This window comes from Arenibacter catalasegens, from assembly GCF_002909235.1.
Taxonomy (GTDB): domain Bacteria; phylum Bacteroidota; class Bacteroidia; order Flavobacteriales; family Flavobacteriaceae; genus Arenibacter; species Arenibacter catalasegens.
The window spans coordinates 171,208-187,264 of record NZ_PHQQ01000007.1 but is presented as its reverse complement, the minus strand read 5'-3'; the positions used below and the strand labels follow the sequence as shown (position 1 = coordinate 187,264).

The 16,057-nt window shown below is 37.3% G+C and carries 17 protein-coding genes; 8 read left to right on the top strand and 9 right to left on the bottom strand.

Going from position 1 to position 16,057, the window contains the following annotated elements; all coding sequences use genetic code 11:
* Positions 1-7 precede the first annotated feature (7 nt).
* From CWD90_RS08240 to nadC, 3 genes are read right to left on the bottom strand one after another with little or no spacing between them, the layout of a single operon-like run.
* Positions 8-457 (bottom strand): DUF2147 domain-containing protein, encoded by a 450-nt coding sequence (locus CWD90_RS08240; RefSeq protein WP_239986487.1) that lies wholly within the window; start codon positions 455-457, stop codon positions 8-10.
* Complete coding sequence (locus tag CWD90_RS08235) at positions 432-1,418, bottom strand: YihY/virulence factor BrkB family protein (RefSeq protein ID WP_103475462.1); 987 nt, start codon at positions 1,416-1,418, stop codon at positions 432-434. The genes CWD90_RS08240 and CWD90_RS08235 overlap by 26 nt, the downstream gene beginning before the upstream one ends.
* Positions 1,419-2,276 carry a carboxylating nicotinate-nucleotide diphosphorylase gene (gene nadC, locus CWD90_RS08230; RefSeq protein WP_103475461.1) on the bottom strand — a complete coding sequence of 286 codons (858 nt, stop codon included), beginning with the start codon at positions 2,274-2,276 and terminating at the stop codon, positions 1,419-1,421.
* Positions 2,277-2,487: 211 nt separating this feature from the next.
* Here nadC and rlmH point away from each other — a divergent pair, with 211 nt between their 5' ends.
* Positions 2,488-2,961 (top strand): 23S rRNA (pseudouridine(1915)-N(3))-methyltransferase RlmH, encoded by a 474-nt coding sequence (gene rlmH / locus CWD90_RS08225; RefSeq protein ID WP_103475460.1) that lies wholly within the window; start codon positions 2,488-2,490, stop codon positions 2,959-2,961.
* Between the two features lie 162 nt (positions 2,962-3,123).
* Here the strand turns inward: rlmH and serA are convergent, their stop codons facing one another.
* The 4 genes from serA to CWD90_RS08205 form a co-directional block, all read right to left on the bottom strand.
* On the bottom strand, positions 3,124-5,016 hold the full coding sequence (gene serA / locus CWD90_RS08220) for a phosphoglycerate dehydrogenase (RefSeq protein ID WP_103475459.1): 1,893 nt from the start codon (positions 5,014-5,016) through the stop codon (positions 3,124-3,126).
* A 268-nt stretch (positions 5,017-5,284) separates the two neighbouring features.
* On the bottom strand, positions 5,285-5,983 hold the full coding sequence (locus CWD90_RS08215) for a DUF3307 domain-containing protein (RefSeq protein ID WP_103475458.1): 699 nt from the start codon (positions 5,981-5,983) through the stop codon (positions 5,285-5,287).
* Positions 5,980-6,591 carry a SatD family protein gene (locus CWD90_RS08210; protein ID WP_103475457.1) on the bottom strand — a complete coding sequence of 204 codons (612 nt, stop codon included), beginning with the start codon at positions 6,589-6,591 and terminating at the stop codon, positions 5,980-5,982. The genes CWD90_RS08215 and CWD90_RS08210 overlap by 4 nt, the downstream gene beginning before the upstream one ends.
* Before the next feature lie 86 nt (positions 6,592-6,677).
* A complete protein-coding gene (locus CWD90_RS08205; RefSeq protein ID WP_317045714.1) occupies positions 6,678-7,052 on the bottom strand; it encodes a methyltransferase family protein in 375 nt (124 codons plus the stop codon).
* 186 nt (positions 7,053-7,238) lie between these two features.
* On the opposite strand from CWD90_RS08205, the gene CWD90_RS08200 reads away from it, so the two are divergent.
* The 6 genes from CWD90_RS08200 to CWD90_RS08175 all read left to right on the top strand — a co-directional run bounded on the left by CWD90_RS08200 (position 7,239) and on the right by CWD90_RS08175 (position 14,067).
* Entirely contained in the window at positions 7,239-7,829 is a 591-nt protein-coding gene (locus tag CWD90_RS08200; protein ID WP_103475455.1) for a non-canonical purine NTP diphosphatase, read from the top strand.
* Positions 7,816-8,460, top strand: a complete 645-nt coding sequence (locus CWD90_RS08195) for a DUF4337 domain-containing protein (RefSeq protein ID WP_103475454.1) — start codon at positions 7,816-7,818, stop codon at positions 8,458-8,460. The genes CWD90_RS08200 and CWD90_RS08195 overlap by 14 nt, the downstream gene beginning before the upstream one ends.
* Before the next feature lie 170 nt (positions 8,461-8,630).
* Positions 8,631-10,436 (top strand): DEAD/DEAH box helicase, encoded by a 1,806-nt coding sequence (locus CWD90_RS08190; protein ID WP_103475453.1) that lies wholly within the window; start codon positions 8,631-8,633, stop codon positions 10,434-10,436.
* A 77-nt stretch (positions 10,437-10,513) separates the two neighbouring features.
* A complete protein-coding gene (locus CWD90_RS08185) occupies positions 10,514-11,293 on the top strand; it encodes a carboxypeptidase-like regulatory domain-containing protein (protein ID WP_103475452.1) in 780 nt (259 codons plus the stop codon).
* A 129-nt stretch (positions 11,294-11,422) separates the two neighbouring features.
* Entirely contained in the window at positions 11,423-13,117 is a 1,695-nt protein-coding gene (locus tag CWD90_RS08180; RefSeq protein WP_103475451.1) for an alpha-amylase family glycosyl hydrolase, read from the top strand.
* A gap of 134 nt (positions 13,118-13,251) precedes the next feature.
* Positions 13,252-14,067: a metallophosphoesterase gene (locus CWD90_RS08175; RefSeq protein ID WP_103475450.1), complete on the top strand. Its 816-nt coding sequence runs from the start codon at positions 13,252-13,254 to the stop codon at positions 14,065-14,067.
* Here CWD90_RS08175 and CWD90_RS08170 read toward each other — a convergent pair whose 3' ends face one another.
* Together CWD90_RS08170 and CWD90_RS08165 are read right to left on the bottom strand one after the other, a co-directional pair.
* A complete protein-coding gene (locus CWD90_RS08170) occupies positions 14,068-14,604 on the bottom strand; it encodes an SRPBCC family protein (RefSeq protein WP_103475449.1) in 537 nt (178 codons plus the stop codon).
* Between the two features lie 41 nt (positions 14,605-14,645).
* Positions 14,646-15,302, bottom strand: coding sequence for a TrmH family RNA methyltransferase (locus CWD90_RS08165; RefSeq protein WP_103475448.1), 657 nt, complete (start codon positions 15,300-15,302; stop codon positions 14,646-14,648).
* Positions 15,303-15,362: 60 nt separating this feature from the next.
* Between CWD90_RS08165 and CWD90_RS08160 the strand changes: the two genes are divergently transcribed.
* Positions 15,363-16,055 carry an SIR2 family NAD-dependent protein deacylase gene (locus CWD90_RS08160; RefSeq protein WP_103475447.1) on the top strand — a complete coding sequence of 231 codons (693 nt, stop codon included), beginning with the start codon at positions 15,363-15,365 and terminating at the stop codon, positions 16,053-16,055.
* Positions 16,056-16,057: the final 2 nt, after the last annotated feature.

The following is a 16,057-nucleotide window of genomic DNA, read 5'->3' as shown; positions in this document are numbered from 1 at the left end:
TTATCTTCTATCCTTCCACCCTAATCCAAGTCTGGGTGCGGTAGATAAATGCCAAATACCCTCTTACTTTTAATTCATCAGGATTATCGGGATTTAACCATAACTTACACCTAAAGGTCATGGCCTGTTCAGGATCGAACAGCGTTTTCCCCTTCCATTCCCCATTTCCGACATGTTCCACATCCTGAATTATTTTCATACCAACAATTGGCTGATCTTTCCGGTCTCCATCACATTTTCCGCAAATCGCATCTTCCCTACCTTCCTCGAGAATCTCTACCACATGGCCGTACATAAGGCCGTCTTCTTCATAAATACTGATAATAGCCTTGGGGTTACCTGTCCTATCGTCTATAGTCTTCCATTTTCCAAAAATACTTTGTGCCGAACAGCCCATTGAAAAAAGAATAAAAACACTCCAAATTGCCCACCTATTCACTTCCATCATGTTTTTCATATTTTTTCCTTAGCGAGTTTAATGAGGCATTTAATTCAAACCCCAGGAGCAAGATATTGGAATTTAGCCAAATAAAGACCAATAATATCAACAAACCACCTAATGCTCCATACAATTCGTTATATCGGGCAAATTTTTCAACATATACACCGAATAAGTAGGAAGTTAATATAAAAAGTAAGGTGGTCATTAATGCCCCAGCTGAGAAAAATCTTGCCTGCCTCCCTTCTTTGGTTCCAAAATAATATAAAATAGCCGTAATAAAATAGGCCAGCAGCCCCAAAAACAGAAACTTACCCCATTGTACCAAAACAAATTCACTTTGGTCCACCTCCAATTCAATTCCCCTATGGGTTATATCGTGTAAGCCTATAAGTACATAGGCCTCGAAATAGACAAATATGATAGCCCCAAACAAAAGTAGGATAGATAACATTAGCCCTACCATCAAGGAATAGACATACTGTTTAAAAATATTACGGTTAAGAATTTCATGATATGAATTTTCAAATCCAACAAATATGGCGTTCACCCCATTGGCCATTAAAAAAATTGAAGTAATAAAGGCGATGGCAGATGACCATATATCACCCCTCTCCTGTTCACTTATCTGCAAGTATATTTCACTAAAATATTCACCAGTTGCAGTAGGTAGAAATGATTCCAGAAAAATTAAGAATTCCGTATCGAAATTGGAATTTTCAATTGAAATATAAGGAATAATAAAGGGGATTAGAGTGACCAAAAAAATCAACAATGGGAACAACGCTAAAAACAAACTAAAGGAAATAGCACTGGCCCTTGTGGACATTGCTCCTTTTACAATCCCAAAAATATACATCTCTATGAGGTCGTAAAACGAAAGTCCCTCAAACGCAGGCAACTTAATCTTTTTCGTTAACCTCACTATCCAATTTACTATGGGAATCTTCTCTAATTTACTTTCAATTTCTATGGACATCTATACCGCTTTAAGACTAAGGTCCATATTATAGATGGAATGGGTTAGGGCTCCCGAAGAGATAAAATTGACCCCACATTCCGCATATTTCCTTATGGTCTCCTCATTTATACCACCAGAAGACTCTGTTAGACATTGATTCCCTATCATTTTTACTGCTTTCTGGGTGTCCTCAAAGTTGAAGTTATCCAACAGTATTCTATAGATTCCGTTAGACTGCAATATAATCTCCACCTCCTTCAAGTTTCTAGCTTCTACAATTATCTTTAAATCCAGATTCTGATCCTTTAAATACTGCTGTGTTTTTTCAATGGCCTTAGTTATACCTCCGGCAAAATCAATATGATTATCCTTGAGCATGACCATATCATACAGGGCAAATCTATGGTTTTCGCCTCCGCCAATTTTTACTGCCCATTTTTCCAACGCCCTAATTCCTGGGGTGGTCTTACGGGTATCCAATATTTTAGTGCCGGTTCCCTTTAAAAGTTTGACATAATAATTGGTCTTGGTGGCAATGGCACTCATTCTTTGCATACCGTTTAAGACCAATCTCTCCGCCTTTAAAATACTTTGCGAACTTCCCGTTACATAAAAAACAATATCCCCAAATTTTACAGCTTCCCCATCATTTATTAGCACGTCTACCTCCAAACTCTTATCCACATATCGGAATACCTGTTTAGCGAAATCCACTCCTGCAATTATCCCCTCATCCTTCACCAACAGCTTAGCCTTACCGGTTGCCGTAACCGGAATACAAGCAAGTGAGCTATGGTCCCCATCGCCCACATCTTCCCGTATCGCATTTATTATAATTAAATCAAGCTCTTTCCTAAATTGTTCCTCTGAAATCATACAATTCGTTTTCCTTGCTAATTTACTAAAATGTTTGTCGAATTCCTCCTTTGTTTTTTCATTGAAGCCCGAAAAGCCTTAAAAATAATAGACCTAATTGACAAAACTAAATATACCTTTCCCAAATAAAACCATAGATTTTCTTAGGATTACCGTTTTATGATCCAGAGCTACTTTTTGGTATTAGAGATTTGCATATTACATTTGTCCTATGACCATAAAACTACTAGTACTGGGAAAAACAGATAGTGTTCAATTAAGCCAATTAATTGAGGAATATCAAAATAGGCTTAAACATTATATTAAGTTTGAATTGGAAATAATCCCCGATATAAAGAATACCAAAAACCTATCGGAAAAGCAACAAAAGGAGAAAGAGGGAGATGCCATTTTAAACAAGCTTGCCCCTACAGACCAGCTGGTTTTGCTCGATGAAAACGGCAAGCAAAAAACCTCCGTAGAATTCTCTGAATACCTCCAAAAGAATATGAATTCAGGTCTTAAGCAACTCGTATTTGTTATTGGAGGGCCCTATGGTTTTAGTGAAGCGGTTTATCAAAAATCCCAAGGTAAAATCAGTTTATCCAAAATGACCTTTTCACACCAAATGGTTCGCTTATTCATGGTAGAGCAATTGTATAGGGCCTTCACCATATTAAGGAATGAACCTTATCATCACCAATAGTACAAAGCCATTGAAACAGAAGAATCCTACTTTGATTTAAAAATCACTTTAAATTAACCAGCCGAAATCCCGATTCCCATAGATTCCTAAATTATTAGGCATAAAAAAACTGCCTGAGATTTACGCTTAGGCAGTTTTAAAGTTATGAATACCAGTTTCTATCTAATATAAAACCCTGAATTTAATAGTGTTATCTATTTTCTTGAGGGCTTTTAATACATCTTTGTTATACTCTTTGTCCAAATCCGAAATTACATATCCCACCTCATTATCCGTAGAAAGATACTGTCCTGAAATATTCATATCGTAACGGGCCAAAACTTCGTTGATCTTCGCCATTACCCCTGGAACATTCTTGTGAATATGCAAAAAACGGTGTGCATTATTCTGTTTGGGCAGTCTTATATTTGGAAAATTGACCGCATCAACAGTATTCCCTGAATTCATATAATCCATTATCTTGTTGGGAACAAAATCAGCAATATCGCGCTGTGCTTCCTCGGTACTTCCACCAATATGTGGTGTTAATATAACATTTTCCAAGCCTTTAAGTTCGGTTAGAAACTCACCATTGCTTCTTGGCTCTTCTGGAAAAACATCTATAGCAGCACCTGCTATTTTTCCGCTTTTCAACGCATTTGCCAAGGCCTCAATGTCTACGACAAATCCTCTTGAAAGATTTACAAACAATGCACCATCCTTCATTTGGTTAATTTCCCTTTCCCCAATAAAATTCTTATTGGCCTTATTATCATCGATATGTAAGGTAACTACATCGGAAACATTTAACAAATCCTCCAAAGTACTGCACTTTGTAGCGTTACCCAAGGCCAATTGGTCACCAACATCATAGTAGTAAACACGCATTCCCAAGGCTTCGGCCAATACGGACAATTGCTTTCCAATGTTTCCGTATCCTATGATACCTAGATTTTTACCTCTTACCTCTTTTGAATTGGCAGCGGTTTTATTCCATTGACCATCGTGGATTTCGGTACTACGTGGAAATATGCTTCTCATTAGCATGATAATCTCACCTATCGCCAGTTCAACAACCGACCTTGTATTGCTATAAGGGGCATTAAATACAACGACTCCCTTTTTCTTACAGGCATCCAAGTCTATTTGGGTAGTACCTATACAGAAAGCACCGACTACCATTAATTTGTCGGCTGCAGCCAATACATTTTTAGTAACCTGGGTCTTGGAGCGTATTCCTAAGACATGCACTCCTTTTATTTTCTCTATCAGCTCTTCTTCCGTTAAACTATGTTTCAACAGTTCTACAGAAAACCCTTCCTCAGAAAGGGTATCGAAGGCATTTTGATGGACATTTTCCAACAATAAAATCTTAATTCTATTCTTTGGGTAGGAAATTTTTCTTGGCAACTTGTTCACAAATAAAAATTCATCTAAATTAGGTGTAATATAGTCTGCGTTTCTCGCAGCCTTTTCTCTATGCACATTCTCGGTATAGGCGAAAAATTTATCCGCAATACCTGCTTCACGCATTACATAATCACTATAACCGTCTCCAATTACCTGTACTTCTCCTTGTAGGTCCAAGCTTTTTAAACAGGCAATTTTACCGTTGTGTAAAGCTAAAACGTTATCCTCGTCAAAGCCAATTATTTTTCCGTTTTCGTCAAATTTAAATGTATTTGCATACACGCGATCGGCCGGAATATTGTATTCAGCAACTATGGGGTCTATAAACTCTTTAAAGCCACAGGAAATAACATAAATATCATCTGAATAATTATGAAAAAATTCCTTGTTGGATTCTATTGACTTAGATATCTTCTGACGTAGTAGCTGGACCAAATTGTCCAAATCGTCTTTATGGGCGTTTAATAACTTAATTCTTTTTTCCAAAGATTCGGTAAAGGAAATATCACCGTCGATGCCTAAATTGGTTATTTTCTGGATTTCCCGAATTATTTCATCCTTATCCGACCTTCCATTTAGCGTAATTTCTGCTAAAACATCCAGCGCCTCTACCCTAGTTAGGGTGCTATCAAAATCAAACACATATTTTCTGCCTGCCGCAACCATTGAATCTGAATTTTAAGGGGCAAAAGTATGAATAAATTTTGTCCAACTTCCTATACTTGTTAAGAAAAGTAATCGACACCTTGATTTTCACCTTAATATATAAGAAATTGATTTTTTTACACCCTTAAAATTGAGGAATTAATAAAATCTGCCTTTCCCCTATGGCTCAGGGTATCTTTATTTTAGAGCAATTATCATGTGCTCAATAAATCTCTATTGCTCCTATAATGATATTTGACACTCTTTCCTTTCCCTTTTTACCCTTATTTTAGGTGCTTAGATAAATTAACCCGGCTATAATTGCAAGTCCAAAACTCAATAAGGTGCCGATCAATATATATTCGGTAAGCTTTCTAGAGTTACTTTCTTTAAGGTCGTTAAACCTAAAGACCGATTTGGCCGTAATCAATAAACCAATAGCCTCCCATCTGCCTAAAATGATAAATACCAACACAAATAATCGTTCAATTATCCCTATGTACTTTCCTGCATTGGGAAGGGATTTATGGTCTAGCTCTATTCTGTCCGACATTCCTTCCAATAATTTGGCCATGATTATGGAAGATGGATAACTCACAAATACCACTGCGGTAATCAACTGCCAATTTATTTCCTTTAAAAGTCCTATGGTATGACCGAATAAATCAGAATTAAACGCACAGCAATAAAGCACAACAATGTGTAATGTCTGGTCTATAAAAAAAGGAATGGATTTATTCTTAAAATAAGGATTTGCATATAACTTTAATAGGTCGATAAAATAGTGCGACATTGCTATTATTACTACCCACCACCATAATTGAAGATCCCACAAAAGTAGCATGGCAACTCCAAAATGAATCAGTATATGTAGATATAGGTATTTGGAGGCTATTTTATTTGCCTCTTTATGCACTACCCATTTATTGGGCTGAAACAGAAAATCACCTAAAAGGTGGGCCAACAAGAGCTTGGTGAACAATATCATTCGTTAATATCTTTTAGATTTCCTTCGTAATACGCCAATAAATCTAACACCAAATCCATCCTAGCACGCTTTAAACGCTGGCTTACGGCTGATTGCCTTATCTTTAATTGGTCCGCAACCTCTTGCTGGGAGACGTTTGGTTCATCTAGTGTTAAACTTACCATTTTTGCAGAAACTGTAGACCAATCGTCCATAAAATTCAAGGCAAGCTTCAACATAAGGTTCAAAGTAGCATCCCTATCTTCATCTCCGGTTACTAAGGCTAAATTGAGCTTTTGTTCTTTTAAGGTTTCAAAAATTCTTCCTGAGCGCTGATAGGCCTTTCCATTGGATTGGCTCACACTACTGCCTACGAAGGTTTCAGACCCTAGTCCTATACCCATTCTTACATCCAACTTATTTATAGATTTAATTAGAGCCTTAATCTGAATCGCCATCTTCAGGGCCTTTTGTGGAGTTGTCCTTATTTGAAATTCATCACCCCTATAAATCTCCCAATCATGGGGTGTCTCCCCTTGGCGGCCAAGATATGATTTAAGAATATCCATCCATTCCGAAGCCGCGTAGTGGTCGGAATTCATTATATCTCCTGTAATTATAGCTATCATATATAAGTTAAAACGCTAATATATTAAAATATAAGCTAATATGCTAATATTTGTAATTATAAGTAAAATAACTTATAATTACATCGTTAAAACCAACGGCGTGCCATTACACAATACTTTTGAAACTCCTTGCCAAACTTATTCACCAACACTTCCTCCTCGGGTATAATCTGAAAAGTATTCATATAAAAAACAAACCCGGCCGCCAAAAGTGTATTAAATGCATTGCCCAAATACAAGCCCCAAGCCAAAAGAAGAAGCAATAAGGCCAAATACATAGGGTTTCTAGAATACTGATACAAGCCACTGGTAACCAATTTGGATACCTTGGAAGGGACAAGAGGGTCTATGCTCGTCTTAGATTTAAAAAACTGAAACAATGAAACAATTCCAATTATTAATGCAAGAAGAAAAAGAAAATATATTAGATAATATCTTCCGAAAAAATCAAAATAACCCATTGGCAAATATTTAGCCAATAGATACATTAATAATGCGAATAGTAAAGTGACAACTAGTGGCGGTATTTTTAACTTCATAAAATATAAAATGATAAGGAAATAAAATTACTACTTTTAGACTTTCTAAATAAATTTACCTCAAAAGATAATTATACTTGGATTTATAAAACAATAAAATTACATTGAATGCAATTGGTATTTGCCACACACAACAACAATAAACTAAAAGAGGTGCAAATCCTATTCCCCAAAGAAATAGAGCTACTGTCCCTTGAGGACATAGGCTGTATGGATGAAATTCCAGAAACCGCAACCACTTTGGAAGGCAATGCCTCCATTAAGGCCAATTTTGTTACTGAAAATTATGGCTACCCCTGTTTTGCTGACGATACTGGACTTTTAGTAGATGCTTTGGATGGCGCACCAGGAGTATATTCAGCACGTTATGCTGGCGAACAAAAAAACGCAGATGACAATATGGATAAATTGATGCTCCAATTAAAGAACCAAACCAACCGCTCTGCACATTTTAAAACCGTCATCGCCCTAAATCTAAACAATCAACAAATACTTTTTCAAGGAATTGTGAAAGGAGAAATAACCACTCAAAAAAGGGGGGAAAAAGGTTTTGGATACGACCCCATTTTTAAACCCAAAGGGTATGACAAAACTTTTGCCGAATTACCTTTGTCAGTAAAAAACGAAATAAGTCACCGTGCCATAGCAATACAACAATTACTTGCCTTTTTCAAAAACTACAACCATGCCCACAACTAAATCTGAAGAAAAATACATACCTACCACTAAATTACTACAACGCCCCGAGACCGTTGGAGGAATACTAATTGCTGTATTTGCTGCTTTCATGGCCATCACGGAACTAGTAAACAACAATTTGGAAGAGGAGATGATGATTTCCCACAGCCAATTCGTAAATTATTCCAATTGGTACCAGTCAAAAAGTATTAAGCAAAGCCTAAAGGAAAGTGAATTGGATTATTTGACTGTACTGATGGAAACCGGAATAATACCCGATGATCGAATAACGAAAGTTAAGACAAAAATAGCCCAGACCAAATCCTTGGTATTAAAATACGAAGCAGAAAAAACTGAGATCTTGGTAGGCTCATCCAATATTCCAAGAGAACATTGGTCGCAAGACCTCGACGGGGAAATGGGAAAAATTATAGGAATAAATGAATGGGAAAACCTTACTCAAGAATATGACTCGGCCACAAAGAAATTTGACCTAGGGAAATTATTTTTTCAAATTTGTATTGTACTAGGTGCCCTCTGCATTATAATACATGACAATAAAAAATTACAAAAAAACTTCATTGCCCTAATGTTGGCATTTGGTGCCATTGGAATTATAATCTCTGTCTACGGTTTTACCCTGGCCCCGTAAAGCCTTAAAAAACACTGTTGTAAAATATAATATTTTAATTGAAAAATTAACAGTACCTTTGCCGCTTCAATTAACGCCGCTAGTATAGCATGTGTTGCCCTGAGTTTAAATAGGTTATAAAAATAATCGCTCTATGCAACATACATATTTGCGATTATTTAAAACATATTATGACAAAATTTGAAGCATTAGGGCTAAAACAGTCCATATTAAATGCTATTTCTGATTTAGGATTTGAAACGCCATCGGAAGTACAAGAAAAAGCTATTCCAATCTTATTGGAAAGCGAAACCGATTTAGTGGCCTTGGCCCAAACAGGTACAGGTAAAACCGCCGCCTTTGGATTTCCACTTATTCAAAAAATTGATAGTGATAGTAGGACCACCCAAGGGTTGATCCTATCCCCTACTAGGGAACTTTGCTTGCAAATTACCAATGAGCTTACCTTATATGCCAAGTATGAAAAAGGGGTAAATGTTGTAGCTATCTACGGTGGTGCCAGTATTACCGATCAGGCCAGACAAATAAAAAGGGGTGCCCAAATAGTTGTGGCTACTCCAGGTAGAATGAAAGACATGATTGGTCGTGGCTTGGTGGATATCTCCAAAATTGATTACTGTATTCTTGATGAGGCCGATGAAATGCTGAATATGGGCTTTATGGAGGATATCAAAGATATTCTTTCGAACACACCTAAGGAAAAATCAACTTGGTTGTTTTCTGCAACCATGCCTAGGGAAGTATCTGTAATTGCCAAAAAGTTTATGAACAGTCCGCAAGAAATTACGGTCGGAACAAAAAACTCAGGAGCAAGCACAGTACAGCACGAATATTATGTAGTTGGTGGCAGAGACCGTTATCCAGCACTAAAAAGGCTAGCAGATACCAATCCTGACATATTCTCAGTTATTTTCTGTAGAACTAAAAGAGACACCCAGAAGGTAGCCGAAAAATTAATTGAAGACGGTTATAACGCTGGTGCACTTCACGGAGATTTAAGTCAAAATCAAAGAGATTTGGTTATGAATTCCTTCCGTAAGAAACAAATACAAATGTTGGTTGCAACGGATGTAGCAGCTCGTGGTATTGACGTAGATGATATAACCCATGTAATCAATTACCAATTACCTGATGAAATAGAAACCTATACCCACCGTAGTGGACGTACAGGAAGAGCCGGGAAATCCGGAATTTCCATGGTAATCGTCACTAAAAGTGAACTTAGGAAAATTAAGGCCATCGAAAATAAAATTCAACAAGCTTTTATTTCCAAAAAAATTCCTACCGGAATGGAAATCTGTGAAATACAGCTTTACCATTTGGCCAATAAAATTAAGGATACAAAAATTAATGAGGAGGTAGATAACTATTTACCGGCTATTAATGATGTACTTCAAGGTATAGACCGAGAAGAACTTATCAAAAAAATAATCTCGGTAGAATTTACCCGTTTCTTTAATTACTACAACAAAACAAAAGATCTTAATACTTCTGATGCGGGAGAACGCGGTGAAAGAGGACGATCAAGAGACGGTGATAGCCGAATCCCAGCAGATGGTAATGTTAGATATTTTATCAATGTTGGTGAAAAAGATGGTTATGATTGGATGACCTTGAAAGATTTCTTAAGGGACACGGTAAATCTAGGCCAGGATGATGTCTTTAAAGTAGATGTTAAAGAAAGCTTTTCTTTCTTTAACACAGATGCATCCGCTACAGAAGCCATTTTAAAGACGTTTACCGAATTTAAGGTTGATGGACGATTTGTCAACGTGGAAGTATCTAAAAGTCCAGGTGGAGGCGGCGGAGGCGGCCGTGGAAGACGCGACAGAAGCAGAAGTGGCGGCGGAAGGGATTCTAGTTCTAGGGACAATGATAGAAACAAAGGAAGAAGAAGGGAACGTAGTGACTCCAAAGGAGGCTCCTCCAGTAGTTCGGGAAAAAGACGAACTAAAAGAAAAAGTGATTCCTATTAGTTAATTCTATATTAAAAAAATACGCTTCGGCGTATTTTTTTAGTTAGTTTACCAATTATAATCATCGAAATTACTTAATGAAAAATTATTTATTGGCCCTATCCCTCTTATTTATCTCTTTTGGATATTCACAAGTGGACAAAAATGAAGAAGAGGTTAAACAATTAAAAGCGGTAATTCTAAATGCCCAAACCGACCAGCCTATGGAAAGTGTCCATGTGGTAAACCTGAATGAGGTAGTTGGTACAATTTCCAATGAAAAGGGAGAGTTCGATATTCCTGCGAAAGTCAACGACACCCTTTACTTTTCTTTTTTAGGTTTTAAATCCCAAAAAGTTAGGGTCACCAATGATATGTTCAAATTTAAGGGTACAAAAATATCCTTAACTGAATTGGCCTACGCACTGGAAGAGGTCATTGTTAGACCCTACTCCCTAACCGGTTATTTGGAAATAGATGTAAAAAACTTACCTCTAAACAATGCCTTCCAATATAGCATTTCTGGATTGTCCGTTGGTTATGAAGGCGGTAACAAAAATCCAAGTGCAGTCACCAAGGTGCTGGGAGCCATACTTAATCCCGCGGATTTGTTGCGAAATTTGTTCGGCAAGAAACCCAATCAAATGCGCAAGCTAAGACAGATTAAGGAAGACGATAGAATTAGGGATCTTTTAGCCTCAAAATTTGATCGGGAAACCTTAATGGAATTGCTTCAATTGGAAAAGTTGGATATTGAAGATATTCTCAATAATTGCAATTATTCCAGGTCCTTCATAACTACGGCCAATGATCTTCAAATACTGGATGCGATCAGCAGTTGCTATGAAGAATATAAAGTTCTGAACAGAAGGAAGTAACTTTTAAGCCGACCAAGCACTTCTTCCACAACGGAAAATTTTACATTATTATTCTAGGCACCCCAGTTTCGCTTAAAATAAATTTTATATTCCCCTTATCATTTTATAGCTTTAAGCAAAATAGCGATAATGAAAAAGGGACTTCTACTTGCCGTATTTCTATTGATCATTTTATCCTGCAAAGAGCATAAAACTGAAATTATAAAGGAGGAGGACACGACTATTGAACTATCCCAAAAACCGAAATTGAAGCCCTTATTTGATTGGAATGCTGCCAATATATACTTTCTGCTTACCGATCGTTTCAAAAACGGGGACACCCTGAACGATATTACCCTAAATAGAACTAAGGAAACAGCCGTGCTTAGGGGATTTATGGGGGGAGACATCCAAGGAATTACACAAAAGTTAAATGAAGGCTATTTTACGGACCTAGGCATTAATGCCATATGGTTTAGTCCTGTTGTGGAGCAAATTCATGACAACGTGGACGAGGGAACAGGAAGCACCTACGCCTATCACGGTTATTGGGCAAAGGACTGGACAGCTCTAGACCCTAATTTTGGAACCAAAAAGGATTTGGAAGTTCTGGTAAGGACCGCGCATGAAAAGGGTATAAGAATACTAATGGATATTGTTCTAAACCATACAGGACCAGTTACAGACATGGACCCCGTATGGCCAAACGAATGGATACGTACAGGACCTGTTTGTGAATACAACAATTACGAAACAACAACCAATTGTACTTTGGTAAAGAACCTCCCAGATATAATTACGGAATCTGACAATGCTGTTGTACTGCCAGATGCCCTCATGGCAAAATGGAAGGAAGAGGGACGTTTGAGTAACGAACTAGACGAACTACAAGTTTTTTTTAATCGCACAAAATACCCAAGGGCTCCCCGCTTTTATATTATTAAATGGCTAACGGACTATGTTAACGACCTAGGAATAGATGGCTTTCGAGTAGATACCGCTAAACATGTAGACGAAAAATCCTGGAAAGAACTCTACAGCGAGGCTTCCCATGCCTTCAATACATGGAAAAAGAAACATCCTGAAGAGGTACTGGACGACAACCCTTTTTATATGGTTGGTGAGGTATATGGTTATGGCTTATCTGGAGGTCGTGAATATGATTTTGGAGATAAAAAAGTGGATTATTTTGATAATGGATTCCACAGTCTGATCAATTTCGAATTAAAAGATGATGCCAAAAACGATTACGAAACTATATTTAAAAAATACAGCGACTTGTTGCACACTAAGCTGGAAGGCAAAAGTGTGGTTAACTACCTTACTTCCCACGATGATGCCAACCCCTATGATGTAGAAAGAAAAAATCCATATCGCTCAGCAAATATCCTATTACTTACACCGGGAGCTTCCCAAATTTACTACGGTGATGAGTCCAACAGAGATTTGACCATTGAGGGGGCCCAAGGTGATGCTACTCTTAGGTCTTTTATGAATTGGGAGGAATTGGACAGTATTCCCAATATCAAAAAAGTTTTGGCCTACTGGCAAAAACTAGGTCAATTTAGAAGCAATCATCCTTCAATTGGTGCTGGCAGGCATCAAAGACTATCCAAGCAGCCTTATGTTTTCAGTAGAACCTATATAAAGAAGGAATTCAAAGATAAAGTGGTGGTAGGGCTAGATCTTCCAACAGGAAAAAAATCCCTTTGGGTAAAAGGTTTTTTCGGAGACGGCACCAAACTCTTTGATACTTATTCTGAAACTTATGTCACCGTAGATAACGGTAAAGTGGTTCTTGATAATGATTTTGATATAGCACTTTTGGAATTAGCCAAAAACTAGCACCTAAATTGGCCTAAACTAATTCTTTTATACTATGCCGGTCATTTTAACTTTTTCACAGTATTTTTTCTAATTATGTTCCCTAATTTCGTACTCTTCCGTTTTAAATTAATAATGACACCAATAGAAATTAAATGAAGTTGAATAGAAGGCAATTTATCCTAAAACTTTTTTTAGGCTCCTTTAGTTTTCTGGTCCTTGATTCCTTCTGGCTGGAGACTTATTTTATAGAGTGGACCGAGCATGATATTTCCAAAACGGAATTCAATAAAATCAAGGCAATTCACCTAACCGACCTACATTTACATAGTATAAAATCGGTGCACAGATCCATTGCTGAGCGAATTAACATGGAACAACCCGATGTCATTTTTTTTACTGGGGATTCTGTGGAACGGAACAGACATCTAACTGTTTTAGGTGATTTTTTAAGCTTAATTGATATCACAATTCCCAAAATAACCATTTTGGGTAATAAGGAATATTCCGGACGTGTAGATCTGGAGCAATTAAAAAGCATTTACGGGAGCTATAATGGCACAACTTTGGTGAACGAATCGCTCATTTTTGATGCTAAAAGCAGGAAAATCAATGTATTGGGTATTGATGATTTTGTTTGTGGTTATCCGGACTTTAAAAAATCGGCCCAAGATATCGATACATCATTGACCACTGTAGTACTTAACCATTGTCCTGTCTATAGGGAAGAAATTGATCGCATAAGTGCTCCCTTAAACATTAAACCCGAGCTAATATTAGCAGGGCATACTCATGGCGGTCAAATTACCTTTTTTGGAAAACCCTTCTTTACACCCTTTGGTAGTGGTAATTATGTTAAAGGTTGGTATAACAATAAAATTTCCAACATGTACGTATCCAAAGGAGTTGGGACCACCATTTATCCCATGCGCTTTGGTGCCAGGGCCGAAGCAAGTATTTTCTATATCTAATTATTTCTCTAAAATAGTTTTAAGACTCTGAAGCCCCTCTTCAAAATCCTTTCCAACAGCCTTATCCATATTCATAAACAACATCATAATAGACATTGGAAATTTATTATCACCCTTAAAACCCCATGTTACTCTAGTTTTTCCATTGCTAGATTCTGCAACATCTAAATAACAATCCGAGGTGGATTTAAATGGCTTAAGAAATCGAAGCTCCCCTTCTACCCTTTCGCCTTCAATAATTTTGGTAATTTCCTGTTCCCCTTCCCCAACATCCTTGTTTCCGTTCCAATAACTTATAGCCCCAACTTCCCCATCTACGCCGGTAAATTTTTTATTCATCATGGGGTCTTTCTTGCCCCAGGGAGACCATTCGTGCTGTTTTTTCAGATACTTGATATATTCAAAGACCTCCGCCTTCGGTTTGGCTATTTCGATTGAACGTGAAACATCATAATTCTTAGGCGATAATATGGCCAGTAGGGCAATTAGAACAATTAGAACAATTAACCCTAATACAATATAAAGAAAAGTAATCATTAAATAATATGTGTTGGTTTACTCTAAATATAATGAAAAAATCATTTTGTTCCGTGAAATCTAGCCAAAACATCATTCAAACTCTTAACCGATTTCTTGGTCCAATCCAATCTTTTTTCCAATTTCTCCTCTTCCGTTAACCTCCAATCAATTTCGGTTCTCCTTAAATAATTGGTCAGGGCATGCAATATAATAGCTGCAGATACTGAAATATTTAAACTTTCCGTAAAGCCAACCATAGGTATTTTAAGAAAAGAATCGGCCTTTTCCAATACTTCCTTACTCAATCCATCCCGCTCCGTGCCAAAAAATAGTGCAGTCTTGCCAGCAAACTCAAAATCGGTAAGGGAACAATTTGATTCATGGGGAGTTGTGGCTACAATTTTATACCCTTGTTGCCTTAGATCATCGATACAGTCCACAGTTGTTTTATATCTTTTTATATCCACCCATTTCTCGGCACCCATGGCAATATCCTTGTCCAATCGCTTGCCAAATTTGCTTTCTATCAGATGGGCCTGCTGCACCCCAAAAACATCGCAGCTTCTTACCACGGCACTCGTATTGTGCATTTGATAAACATCCTCTATGGCTACGGTTATATAATTCGTCCGATATTCCAAAATATCCAAAAAACGGGATTTACGCTGCGGGGTTATAAATCCTTCCAAATATTCCAACAACTTAAGGTCAACCATAATTCTAAGATAATAAAAAAGAAATCGTGTAATTTTACAAATATTACGTATTCTTTAAAAATGAAAAAAATAATAGTTTTAACAGGTGCAGGGGTAAGTGCCGAAAGTGGTATTAATACTTTTCGGGATGCGGATGGACTATGGGAAGGTCATGATGTCATGGAAGTGGCCACACCACAAGGTTTTCGAAAAAATCCTGAATTGGTACTCAATTTTTATAATGAGCGAAGAAGACAGTTATTTAACGTAATCCCTAATGAGGCCCATATAGCCTTGGCACGATTGGAAGAACGTTTTGACGTAAGTATCATTACTCAAAATGTGGATGATCTACATGAGCGGGCCGGAAGTTCCAAGGTGATACATTTGCACGGAGAATTATTAAAGGCCAGGAGCGTTGACAACCCGCTTAAAATAATGGATTGGAAAACCGATATAAAAATAGGCGACCTCTCAGAAGAAGGAGGACAGTTACGCCCTCATATAGTATGGTTTGGAGAGGAAGTGCCTTTACTGGAAAAAGCGGCCAGTATTACACAAACAGCCCATATTTTAATCATTATAGGCACCTCAATGCAAGTTTATCCAGCAGCCAGTTTAATACACTATGTACCCAGCAATACACCTATTTTTTTCATAGATCCAAAACCAAACATAAGTCAGACCGATTTTCAGGGCCTGAACATTATTCAGGCGAGTGCAGTGCAGGGGGTACCTAAATTGGTTTCGGAACTAATTGAAAAAGAAGGCTAAAA